General features: G+C 59.6%; 12 protein-coding genes. All 12 read left to right on the forward strand.

Annotated features, from left to right (window positions below):
* Positions 1 to 57 precede the first annotated feature (57 nt).
* The 12 genes from PAF12_RS14680 to PAF12_RS14735 all read left to right on the forward strand — a co-directional run bounded on the left by PAF12_RS14680 (position 58) and on the right by PAF12_RS14735 (position 10,573).
* Positions 58 to 945 (forward strand): 2-hydroxy-3-oxopropionate reductase, encoded by an 888-nt coding sequence (locus PAF12_RS14680; RefSeq protein ID WP_271107741.1) that lies wholly within the window; start codon positions 58 to 60, stop codon positions 943 to 945.
* Positions 945 to 1,757: a shikimate dehydrogenase gene (locus PAF12_RS14685; protein WP_271107742.1), complete on the forward strand. Its 813-nt coding sequence runs from the start codon at positions 945 to 947 to the stop codon at positions 1,755 to 1,757. Before PAF12_RS14680 ends, PAF12_RS14685 begins: the two co-directional genes overlap by 1 nt.
* A complete protein-coding gene (locus PAF12_RS14690) occupies positions 1,750 to 2,544 on the forward strand; it encodes an SDR family NAD(P)-dependent oxidoreductase (protein WP_271107743.1) in 795 nt (264 codons plus the stop codon). Before PAF12_RS14685 ends, PAF12_RS14690 begins: the two co-directional genes overlap by 8 nt.
* A 6-nt stretch (positions 2,545 to 2,550) precedes the next feature.
* A complete protein-coding gene (locus PAF12_RS14695) occupies positions 2,551 to 2,898 on the forward strand; it encodes a RidA family protein (RefSeq protein WP_271107744.1) in 348 nt (115 codons plus the stop codon).
* Between the two features lie 53 nt (positions 2,899 to 2,951).
* Positions 2,952 to 3,734, forward strand: a complete 783-nt coding sequence (locus tag PAF12_RS14700) for a FadR/GntR family transcriptional regulator (RefSeq protein ID WP_271107745.1) — start codon at positions 2,952 to 2,954, stop codon at positions 3,732 to 3,734.
* 193 nt (positions 3,735 to 3,927) lie between these two features.
* On the forward strand, positions 3,928 to 4,641 hold the full coding sequence (locus PAF12_RS14705) for an SDR family oxidoreductase (protein ID WP_271107746.1): 714 nt from the start codon (positions 3,928 to 3,930) through the stop codon (positions 4,639 to 4,641).
* Between the two features lie 2 nt (positions 4,642 to 4,643).
* Positions 4,644 to 5,393 carry an SDR family NAD(P)-dependent oxidoreductase gene (locus tag PAF12_RS14710; protein WP_271107747.1) on the forward strand — a complete coding sequence of 250 codons (750 nt, stop codon included), beginning with the start codon at positions 4,644 to 4,646 and terminating at the stop codon, positions 5,391 to 5,393.
* A gap of 56 nt (positions 5,394 to 5,449) precedes the next feature.
* A complete protein-coding gene (locus PAF12_RS14715) occupies positions 5,450 to 6,394 on the forward strand; it encodes a LysR substrate-binding domain-containing protein (RefSeq protein ID WP_271107748.1) in 945 nt (314 codons plus the stop codon).
* 63 nt (positions 6,395 to 6,457) lie between these two features.
* On the forward strand, positions 6,458 to 7,492 hold the full coding sequence (locus PAF12_RS14720) for an amino acid ABC transporter substrate-binding protein (RefSeq protein ID WP_271107749.1): 1,035 nt from the start codon (positions 6,458 to 6,460) through the stop codon (positions 7,490 to 7,492).
* Positions 7,493 to 7,550: 58 nt separating this feature from the next.
* Positions 7,551 to 8,714 carry an amino acid ABC transporter permease gene (locus tag PAF12_RS14725; RefSeq protein WP_271107750.1) on the forward strand — a complete coding sequence of 388 codons (1,164 nt, stop codon included), beginning with the start codon at positions 7,551 to 7,553 and terminating at the stop codon, positions 8,712 to 8,714.
* 4 nt (positions 8,715 to 8,718) lie between these two features.
* On the forward strand, positions 8,719 to 9,813 hold the full coding sequence (locus PAF12_RS14730; RefSeq protein ID WP_271107751.1) for an amino acid ABC transporter permease: 1,095 nt from the start codon (positions 8,719 to 8,721) through the stop codon (positions 9,811 to 9,813).
* Positions 9,814 to 9,823: 10 nt separating this feature from the next.
* Positions 9,824 to 10,573: an amino acid ABC transporter ATP-binding protein gene (locus tag PAF12_RS14735; protein ID WP_271107752.1), complete on the forward strand. Its 750-nt coding sequence runs from the start codon at positions 9,824 to 9,826 to the stop codon at positions 10,571 to 10,573.
* Positions 10,574 to 10,698 lie beyond the last annotated feature (125 nt).

Here is a 10,698-nt window from a genome sequence, read left to right on the forward strand (position 1 = left end):
TATCACATACGATAGTACTCGTATGAACCGAGTCGCAATTGGAAAATGGAGGACGCAGTGAAAATCGGCTTTATCGGCCTCGGCGTTATGGGTGCGCCAATGGCCCGAAACCTTGTTGCTGCCGGGCATCAACTCGTCACGACATTGAACCGTTCTCCCTTGCCGGAGCACCTATCGGCTGAGGTGTTGGACAGTGCGGCTGATGTCGCACGGGCTAGCGAGATCATTATCACCATGCTGCCCGACACCCCTGATGTGGAGCGGGTTATGCTGGGTAAGGGTGGGGTCGTCGAAGGCGTGCAGAGCTCCGCGCTTGTGATCGATATGAGCTCAATCAGCCCTATTGCGACAGAAGACTTCGCGAGGGCCATCCGCGAAAAAGGTGCGGGTTATGTGGATGCCCCGGTTTCGGGCGGCGAGGTCGGGGCTAAGGCTGCTAGCCTCACCATTATGGCGGGCGGACCCGAGGAAGATTTTCAGCGGGCGCTGCCGATATTGCGGTTGATGGGCAAGAACATCACGCTGGTCGGCACGGCAAACGGGGCTGGCCAGACCTGCAAGATTGCGAACCAGATCATCGTCGCGCTGAATATCGAAGCCGTCTCCGAGGCGCTTGTCTTTGCTGCGAAGGCAGGGTGCGATCCGGCGAAAGTGCGTGAGGCGCTGCTCGGCGGCTTCGCCTCTTCGCGCGTGCTGGAGGTGCATGGAGAGCGCATGATCTCACGCAGCTTCGCGCCCGGGTTTCGCATCGAATTGCATCAGAAGGATTTGGGCCTTGCTCTGGACAGCGCGCGAAAACTTGGCGTCGCGCTGCCGAATACCGCCACGACGCAAGAGTTGTTGAACGCCTGCGCGGCCCGAGGCGGTGCCGGGAAAGACCATTCGGCGATGGTCGAGGCATTGGAACTGCTGGCGAACAACCCGATCAACAAGGACAACGCGTGATGCGCGGGACAGGGAAAGCCGATATTTTCGTCATGCTCGCGCATCCGGTCGGTCACGCAAAGAGCCCCGGCATCTTCAACGAGATTTTTGAAGAGAAGGGGCTTGATAGCCTGATGGTCCCCCTTAGCTGCGCGCCTAAGGATTTCGATATCTTCTGGGCTGGGCTGAATGCGGCTGAAAATATCCGTGGCGTCATCGTCTCGGTCCCATTTAAGGCAGCGGTGTATGAGAAATGCACGGGCGGTCATGATCGCGCCGTCCGGGTGCGCAGTGCGAACTCTGTCCGGCGCAATCCGGATGGCAGCTGGTATGCGGATAATTTCGACGGCGTCGGCTTTATCGATGCGCTGAAGGCGGGCGGTCACCAGATCGCTGGCCGGAAGGTTCTGCAGGTCGGGGCAGGGGGAGCGGGCGCGTCGCTGGCCTATTGTCTGGCCGAAGCCGGGGCGTCGCGAATTCGTCTCAGCGATGTTGACGTGGCGCGGGCGACCACGCTGGCGGGGCTGGTCTCCAAGACCTTCCCGGACTGTGAGATTGAGGTGGGTACAGCTGATCCGACTGGCGCAGAACTGGTCGTGAATGCGACGCCGATGGGTCTGAAGGCGTCCGACCCGTTGCCGCTGGACGTGGCGGCGCTGACACCCGACATGACTGTCGTCGATATTATCATGGAACCGGCAGAGACGCCGCTGCTGCGCGAGGCCAAGCGGATCGGTTGTCGCATTCAGCCGGGCCGACCGATGATGGATTATCAGGTGGAGGCGATGGCTGCATTCTTTGACATAGAGCGTAAGGATCGCAGCCATGACTGAACTCGGCACCGCCGTCATCATCGGAGGGACCTCGGGCATCGGAAAGGCCATCGCCATTCGCTTCGCGGCTACAGGTGCGCAGGTCGTTATCGCTGGCCGCGACGCCACACGGGGCGAGGATGTGGCCCGGCAGTGTCAGGACAGCGGCGCATCCGAGGCGGCGTTCTTGCCCGTGGATGTTGGCGATCCGGCTTCTCTTGAAAACCTGGCCGACACTGTGGCGCAATCATTCGGGCCGCCCGACATTCTGGTAAATTGTGCGGGTATCCTGCAAAGCGGCAAGCGGGTGCTGGATCAGGATCTGGACGAGGATGAGCAGCTTTGGCGGATCAACTATCGCGGCACGCTGATCGGTTGTCAGGTCTTTGGGCGGTTGATGAAAAAGGCGGGCCGTGGGTCGATCCTGAATGTCGGCTCTCTCGCCTCCTTCGCGCCGCTTTCGCTGCCGGCCTATACGCCGGGCAAGCACGCGGTGATGGCGCTGACCGGGATCCTCGCGGCGGAACTTGGCCCCCACGGGATCCGGGTGAATGCGGTGGCACCCGGCTATACGCTGTCGGATGGCCTGAAATCGCGGATCGCTGCCGGTGAGCGCGATCCCGATGCCATCATCGAAAGCACCGCATTGCGGAAATTCGTGGCCCCCGAAGATGTGGCCGAAGCGGCGCTGTTTCTTTGTTCCGACCGCGCGGCCTCTATCACCGGTGTGACCCTGCCGGTCGATGCGGGCTGGCTGACCCAGGCGCCTTACGCCCATTACCTTCGCGGAAATCCCATAAAGGACTGATACGATATGACCGACATCAAACGCTTCGATTTCGATACACGCATTCACCACGGCGTCAGCCATAATGGCACACTTTACCTGACCGGACAGGTCGCTGAACCCGGGCAGTCAGCCGCCGATCAGATGCGCGAGGTTCTGGCGAAGATCGACGATCTTCTGTCCAAGGCGGGAACGGACAAGACCCGAATTCTCCATGTGCAGATGTGGCTGGACGATGTCCGCGATTTCGCTGAGGTGAACGAGGTCTGGGACGCCTGGATGCCGATGGAACACGCCCCGGCGCGATCCTCGGGGCAGGGCCGGATGGCAAAGCCCGGCATGCTGGTCGAACTGATCGTCACGGCGGCGCTTTGACACTATAGTCACCCTGCGGCGCGAGTTCTGGTGCCGCAGAACGAAGGAAGCCGATGGCAAAGCGCAAACCACTTTCGACCCTTGTCTGGGAAGGACTGTCCGAAAAAATCGCCTCGGGTGAGTTGCAGCCCGGTGCGCAGCTTCCGACAGAGGCAGAACTTTGCGCCGAATATGAGGTCAGTCGCACCGTTGTCCGAGAGGCGATTGCCCGGCTGCGTTCGGCGGGGCAGGTGATCCCGCAGCAGGGTCGCGGTATGTTCGTCAGTGAAGCGCCGTTGCAGGCGACGTTCCAGATCTCGGAAGAAGACCTGCAGACATTGGCGGAGACCATTGCGCTGCTGGAACTGCGTCTCAGCGTCGAGGTTGAAGCAGCGGGCCTTTGTGCCGAGCGCCGAACCGACGCGGAAGTGCAAGAAATCGCGACGCTGATGGAAGAGGTCGACAGCGCACATGCAGACCCCTCCGTCGTGCTGATTCACTATGACTATGATTTCCATCTGCACATTGCGAAGGCGGCGCGAAACGGCTTTATGCTGGCGTTTCTTGAATATCTGCGTCCGCTGATCGTCCCGAGACATCAGCTTGGCCAGATCGTCACGGCTGAGCTGAAGGACAGCTACTACGCCCGTATTCATGACGAGCATCAGCGTATCGTGGCTGCGATTGCGGCTGGCGATCCCTCGGCGGCGCGCGATGCGATGCGGGGACATCTCGTCAACAGTCTGGAACGGCTGAAAGCGCTTGGTGCTGCAGTGGGTGTCGGGTCTGACCGTGCGCCTGATCTTGAGGCCGCCCGGGCGCTGTTTGCTGGCTTTTCAAAGTCCGGAACGCGCTGAGGCCGCTCAAGTGCAGCTTTGCTATCAAGTGCCGGGCATGCCGCCCGATCCTCAGGCATGACTGCCCAGTTGACGTTTTTGAAAGGGATAGTCAGCGTCAATTGGAAAGAAAAACTTTCCTGTTTGTTGAAATTATTGGTTTCGCAAAACCTGTCTTGGAGAGACACTTCTAACAAGGGAACGGGAGGACATAATGGCGAACGCATTGGTTATGGGCGCGTCGAGTGGGATCGGTCTGGCCATCGCGCTGGAGCTGGCCCGCTCTGGTTATCAGGTCTACGCTGTCGGTCGTAGCCAGAAGGCATTGAATGATTTGCGCGCCAGCCATGCAAACATCACCCCGATTCAATTGGACGTTACCGACCGGGAAGCAGCCGAGGCGGCGTTGGCGGGTCTGCAGATTGATGTGCTGGTAAACAATGCGGGCGTCATGCCGCCGCTTGGAAACTTTGCCGATATGGATATGGCCGATATCGATACGGCGCTGGAGATCAACCTCAGCGCCGCCATCGCGATGACACGTCTGGTCGTGCCGCAGATGCGGGAACGTGGGGCGGGGTATATCCTGTTCACAGGTTCTGCCGCTGCTCATGCGGTCTATCCGAATATGGCCGTCTATTCCGCGACCAAGGGCGCCATCGCCTGCTTTGCTGCGGGTCTGCGTGCGGATCTTTCACCCTTCGGCATCCGCGTCACGGAAATCGTGCCGGGCCGGGTGGAGACAGCACTTTACAGGGATATTCTCGACGATGAGGCGCGGTCTGCCATGTACTCGACCAGCAAGGCCGTTCAGCCCGAAGATGTTGCCCGCATGGTTCAGGCCGTGCTGGAACTGCCCGAATGGGCTACCGTCTCGCGCTTCGACATTGTGCCGACGCGCCCAACCCCTCCTGCGAAAAAGGTGTGATAATGAAGGATCTTTCGGTGTTGATCGTCGGCGGCGGTTCTGGCCTCGGCGCTTTGCTTGGGCAGATGGCTGTTGACGCGGGGGCCTCTGCGCTCGGGATCATTGACCTGAATGCCGCAGCGGCAGAAGCGGCGTTAAAACCTGCGCGCGACAAGGGGTTACCAACCGCTTCGGCTGCGGCTGACATCCAGAACGGTGCGGAATGCCACGCCGCGTTCAAGGACATCGCCGATAAACTTGGCCGGGTCGATACGCTGATCAATTGCGCGGCGATCTATCCGCGCCGCCCGATCCTTGAGATCACGGATGCGGAATGGGATGCCTCGAACGGGGTGAATATCAAGGGCACCTATCACATGATGGTGGCAGCCATTGATCACATGCGCGGGCAGGACCCGAAGGATCATGTGCGCGGACGGATCGTCAACATCACCTCGGTCGATGCATTCAAGGCGCATCCGCAGAACGCCCATTACGCCGCGACAAAGGCGGCTGTGGTGAGCCTCACCCGCTCCTTCGCCCATCACGTCGCGGCTGACGGCATCCTGGTGAATTCGGTTGCGCCCGCAGGAATGGCGACGGAACGCGCCCGCGAATTGGGCTTTCTGGAGGAACTGTCCAAGGCCAGCCCGCTGAATCGCGGTGCGCAGCCGCCCGAGATTGCCGAGTGGGTGCTGATGACCGGCGGGCCTAAGAACACCTACATGACTGGCGAGAATGTTATTGTTTCAGGTGGCTATATCTACGCCTGAGGCTTCATGAAACGGCGCTTTCGGGCGCAGGCAGAAGGGGAGGGAGGTCAGAACGGATGAACGGCAAACTGCGTCTTCCGCCCCTGAATGCGCTGCGTGCTTTCCACGCAGTCGCGCGCCACAAAAGCCTGCGGCAAGCGGCCGATGAGCTTTATGTGACCCCGCAAGCCGTAGGTCAGCAGATCAAGCTGCTGGAAGAGTCGCTTCAGGTCACGCTGTTTGAGCGCAAGGGCAGAGCGATCGAGCCGACCGAATCCGCCGTTCTGCTGGCCCATTACGTTGAAGCCGGGTTCAGCGAATTTGCCGAAGGGGTACGGCGCATAACACGCTCACCCTATCGCGACAGGATCAATCTGAACACCAGCCCCTATTTCGCGACCAACTACCTGCTGCGGCATCTCTCCGAGTTCCGAGAGGAAATGCCGGGTCTCGACCTGCGCCTGACGACCATGATCGACATGCCCGACTTCGCCCGGGACGAGGTGGATATGACGGTACAGTGGGGCTACGGTAAATGGTCGGACGTTGAATGCACCTTGCTGGTGCAGGACCCGAAGATCATCTGCTGCACGCCGGAAATCGGTGCGAAGCTACGTAAGCCTGCTGATCTTCTTGATTACACTTTGCTGGACACCGTCAAATCCAAGCATCTGTGGAACGATATTTTCCAGCACTTGGGCGTCGAACCGGGCGAGCAGCATGGCAGCATTGGTTTCGATGACGCGGCCTCGATGCGACGGGCGACGTTGCAGGGTATAGGCGTTGGTCTGTTGTCGCCGCATGACGCCGATACCGATATCCGCAGCGGCGACCTTGTCGCACCGCTTGGCCGCAATATTCTGGATGACATGCCGGAAGAACAGGTGCCCGGCTTCTATCTTCTGGTTCCGCGTGGCCATCTGCGTGTCCAGGGCGTCGCGGCATTGCATCGCTGGATGGTGGCGCAGGACTGGAATCGCGAGCTTTTCCCAAAACATCCCCCGACAGCCAATGGAGGGTGATGCTTGCCGGCCCATTCGGGTCCGGGTCTGAAGACATGCTGAAATTAACAGGGAGGAAAGTTAATGACACTGTTGAAATACGGACTGGCGGCTGCGGCAGCCACATTTGTCTGCGCAACTGGTGCAGCATTCGCCGATAGCGGCGATACACTGGCCGCGGTCAAGGAACGCGGGAACCTGCTGTGCACGGGCCATGACGGGTCTTATCTGGGCTTCGCCGAGGTGGACGATCAGGGCGAATGGCAGGGCATGGATATCGAGCTTTGCCGCGCCGTGACCACGGCTATTTTCGGAGACCCTTCGAAACTGACGGTCATTCCGATCAGCTGGGCGCAGCGTTGGCCGTCCCTGCAGACGGGCGAGGTGGACATGGTCATCAAGGCATCGGGCGCAACGCTCAGCCGCGATACCGAGCTGGGAATGCAATTCTCGCTGTCCTACTACCTCGGCACGACGAAGATCATGGCGCATAAGGAACTCGGCCTGACCTCGCTTGCCGATGCTGATGGCGGCACCGTCTGCATCCCCGCCGGCACGACGATCCAGCAGCAGATCGCAGCCTATGCATCGAAGCTGGGCGTCGAACTGGAGCCGGTCCTGATCGAAAAGACTGAGGAACTGGAGCAGGCCTATTTCTCGGGCCGCTGCGATCTTTATGCGCAATGGGGGCCGGTGCTGGCCATCGCCCGCACCGCGAAAAGCAGCGTCGAGGATCACGACATCCTGCCCGATGTGCTGGCTGTCGAACCTGAGGTTATCGTGATGCGCCCCGGCGACGACAATTGGGTCGATATCGCCAACTGGACGCTCTCGGCGCTTTGGTTCGCGGAGCAAGAGGGGATCAATTCGGAAAACGTCGATGAGATCAAGGCCAATCCGCCAAGTCCCATTGTCGCGAAGTTTCTGGGTGAAAGCCCCGGTATGGGCACGCCGCTGGGTCTGGAGGATGACTGGGCCTATAACGTCATCAAGAATGTCGGCAACTACGCCGAGATCTTTGATCGTACGCTCGGCGCCGGGTCTCCCTATCAGATGGACCGCGAGATGACTGCGCTGTGGAGCGATGGCGGCGTCCTCTACCCCTATGTGATCGACTGACAAAGCGCGGTCCCGTCTGTTTGGCGGGACCGCTTTCCCTTGACCTGGAGGCGTGCTGATGCCTGGATTTCTGAGAAACCAGAAGGTTAGAAATGCTCTGCTGCAGGCGCTTTTCGTTGCTGTGGTGCTGATTGTCGTTCTTGGCGGTTGGCGAAATGCACAGCAAACGCTTGAAGCGCAGAACATGGTCTCCGGCTTTGGCTTTCTGAACAAGTCGACGGGCTGGGATCTGACATTTTCGCTGCTGCCCACCTCGTCGAGTGACCCTTATTGGTGGTTTTTTGTCGTCGGTATTCTGAACACGCTGTTTCTCGGCATTATCGGCCTTGCCCTTGCAACGCTGATCGGCGGCATCATCGGGATCATGCGCACGCTTGATAACCCGGTCCTGAACCTGCTTGGACGAAGCTATGTCGATTTCTTTCGGAATATCCCCCTGATCCTGCAGGTCTTCTTCTGGTATGCGGTCGTGACCCACCTGCCAAGCCCGCGAGAGGCCGCCACGTTCGGGCCTCTGACCATGTCCAGCCGCGGTATCTATATGCCGGCGCTGAATGTCGGTGGCTGGTATCTTTTTGCCGCAGGGGTAGCCGTTTTGGCTGCAATCATCCTGCCCTTCTGGGTCGGCAGGACACGCCGCATTGCCCGCCCGCCGGAGGATCGGCGCGGCCTGGTCTGGGCTGCCTTTCTGGGACCGCTCGCTGCGGCTATTGCGATCATCCTGATCGGTCGCGATCCGGCAGAGCCTTTACTCAGCCTGCCCACACTCGGAGGTCTGAACATCCGTGGCGGCCTGCGCATTTCGCCCGAATTCAGCGCCATGCTGATTTCCATCGGCATTTATGGCGGCGCATATATCGCGGAAATCGTGCGGGGCGGATTCAAGGCGGTTGGTAAAGGTCAGACCGAGGCGGCACATGCCCTTGGCCTGACGCCGCTGCAATCCTTCTTCCGCATTCGCTTGCCGCTGGCGTTGCGCGCGATGCTGCCGATCCTCGCCAACCAGTATATCTGGCTGATCAAGGCGACGACGATGGGCATTGCCATCGGCTTCAACGACTTCTTCATGATCGTTGCCGTTACCATCAACCAATCCGGTCAGACGATTGAGGCGATTGCCATCCTGATGGCAGGCTTCCTCGCGATCAACCTGACGCTTGCCGCAATTTTCAACCGGATCAACAAGGCGATTGCCCTCAAGGGCAATCAGCTGCGGAGCTGATGACATGAGCGATACCGCAAATCACGTTCCCGCCGCTGGCCCGGCTGCACCGAGCCTGGCGCGGCGGCTGAAGAGAGACTATTTCCGTTCACCATCGCAGGCGCTGGTTTCCGTGCTCGGGCTCGGGCTGTTTCTCTGGATCATTTGGACTGTCGCAAACTGGGCGATTTTCTCGGCTGTCTTCGACGGCGATGCGTCGCCCGAAGAATGCCGCGCCGCCAGCGGGGCCTGCTGGACAGTGATCGCACAGCGCTGGCGGATCATCCTGTTCGGGCTTTACCCGTTCGAGGAGCAGTGGCGCTCGGCGCTGGCCTGCGTCACCGTCGTTGCGATGGTTGTTCTAAGCTGTCTGCCATCCTTCTGGACGGGCAAGAGGCTCGCAGCGGTGTGGCTCGTTGGTACGTCGCTTTTCTATGTGCTCATGAAGGGCGGCATTCTGGGCCTTCCGCTGATCGGAGAAGAAAGATGGGGCGGGCTGGCACTCACCTTGTTTATCTTCGTTGCGACATGCTTGATCGGCTTCCCGTTGTCGATTGTGCTGGCGCTGCTGCGGCGATCGGAGCTTCCGATTATCTCGAAGGGGATCGGGCTTTTCATCGACGCAGTTCGTTCGCTGCCGCTTCTGTCGATCCTGTTTGCCTTCGCGGTCGTCGTCCCATTCATGCTGCCGCAATGGCTGCAGGCGGGTAAGCTCTACCGCGTGATCTGCGGTGCCGCCCTGTTCTTTGCGGCCTATCAGGCCGAGATCATACGGGGCGGTATGCAGGGCGTTGCAACAGGGCAGACCGAGGCGGCAAAATCGCTCGGTCTTGGCTACTGGCACCGGATCGGGCGCATCATCCTGCCGCAGGCGATGCGCAATGCGCTGCCCGCGACCATCAACCAGTTCGTGATCTCCTTCAAGGAAACCTCGCTGGTGATCGTCGTGGGCTTCTTCGAAATCCTCGCTTCGGGCAATGCCGCTTACGGGACCGGCGACTGGACCTTTGCTTATCGCGAAGTCTACGCCTTCATTGCCCTGATCTACTTTGTTTTTGTCTTCAGCCTGTCTCGCTATGGTGCCTATCTGGAACGGCGCATGGCGGTCGGTGAGCTTTAGGAGCCTCAGGATGACCAATTCTGCTGTACACGCCGTCACTATCGAGAGCATGAACAAGTTCTACGGCAGCTTCCACGCGCTCAAGAATATCGACCTGACTGTCGATGAGGGCGAGAAGGTGGTTGTTTGCGGGCCGTCCGGGTCGGGCAAGTCGACCATGATCCGCTGTATAAACAGGCTGGAGGAGCATAATTCCGGCCTGATCGAGGTGCTAGGCACACCGTTGAACGACGATGTCGGCAATATCGACGAGATCCGGCGTGAGGTCGGCATGGTTTTTCAGCATTTCAATCTGTTTCCGCATATGACGGTTCTCGAAAACTGCGTTCTGGCCCCAATGCTGGTGCGCAAGACCCCGCGTGCGGAGGCCGAGGCCGCTGCCATGCGATACCTTGAAAAGGTGCGTATCCCGGAACAGGCGCAAAAATATCCGGGACAGCTATCCGGCGGTCAACAGCAGCGCGTGGCGATCGCGAGATCGCTTTGCATGGAGCCGAAGATCATGCTGTTCGACGAACCGACATCGGCGCTTGACCCTGAAATGATCTCGGAGGTGCTTGACGTCATGGTCAGCCTCGCCTCGGACGGGATGACGATGATTTGCGTTACGCATGAGATGGGCTTTGCCCGCCGCGTTGCTGACAGGGTGATATTCATGGATCAGGGTGAGGTTGTCGAAATCGCCGACCCGGAGACATTCTTCTCTGCACCAAAAAACGAACGGACCAAGAAATTCCTGTCGCAGGTGATGGGACACTGAGCCGGCATAAGTTGAAAGCCAGTCTTTGCTAAGCAGGCAGTTTCGTCCGTTTCTGAACTGCCTTCTGTGGTGTGGACGCTTCTAGCGGCGAGGTTTGGCAAAGACGATCTTTCATATCCGTCGCA

Origin of the sequence: Paracoccus sp. SCSIO 75233, assembly GCF_027912675.1 — a bacterium.
Lineage (GTDB): Bacteria > Pseudomonadota > Alphaproteobacteria > Rhodobacterales > Rhodobacteraceae > Paracoccus.

Excerpts from the sequence above, each read along its gene's own strand:
- PAF12_RS14685 (WP_271107742.1), top strand. The coding sequence starts at position 945 with ATGCGCGGGACAGGGAAAGCCGATATTTTCGTCATGCTCGCGCATCCG.
- PAF12_RS14690 (WP_271107743.1), top strand. The coding sequence starts at position 1,750 with ATGACTGAACTCGGCACCGCCGTCATCATCGGAGGGACCTCGGGCATC.
- PAF12_RS14695 (WP_271107744.1), top strand. The coding sequence starts at position 2,551 with ATGACCGACATCAAACGCTTCGATTTCGATACACGCATTCACCACGGC.
- PAF12_RS14700 (WP_271107745.1), top strand. The coding sequence starts at position 2,952 with ATGGCAAAGCGCAAACCACTTTCGACCCTTGTCTGGGAAGGACTGTCC.
- PAF12_RS14705 (WP_271107746.1), top strand. The coding sequence starts at position 3,928 with ATGGCGAACGCATTGGTTATGGGCGCGTCGAGTGGGATCGGTCTGGCC.
- PAF12_RS14710 (WP_271107747.1), top strand. The coding sequence starts at position 4,644 with ATGAAGGATCTTTCGGTGTTGATCGTCGGCGGCGGTTCTGGCCTCGGC.
- PAF12_RS14715 (WP_271107748.1), top strand. The coding sequence starts at position 5,450 with ATGAACGGCAAACTGCGTCTTCCGCCCCTGAATGCGCTGCGTGCTTTC.
- PAF12_RS14720 (WP_271107749.1), top strand. The coding sequence starts at position 6,458 with ATGACACTGTTGAAATACGGACTGGCGGCTGCGGCAGCCACATTTGTC.
- PAF12_RS14725 (WP_271107750.1), top strand. The coding sequence starts at position 7,551 with ATGCCTGGATTTCTGAGAAACCAGAAGGTTAGAAATGCTCTGCTGCAG.
- PAF12_RS14730 (WP_271107751.1), top strand. The coding sequence starts at position 8,719 with ATGAGCGATACCGCAAATCACGTTCCCGCCGCTGGCCCGGCTGCACCG.
- PAF12_RS14735 (WP_271107752.1), top strand. The coding sequence starts at position 9,824 with ATGACCAATTCTGCTGTACACGCCGTCACTATCGAGAGCATGAACAAG.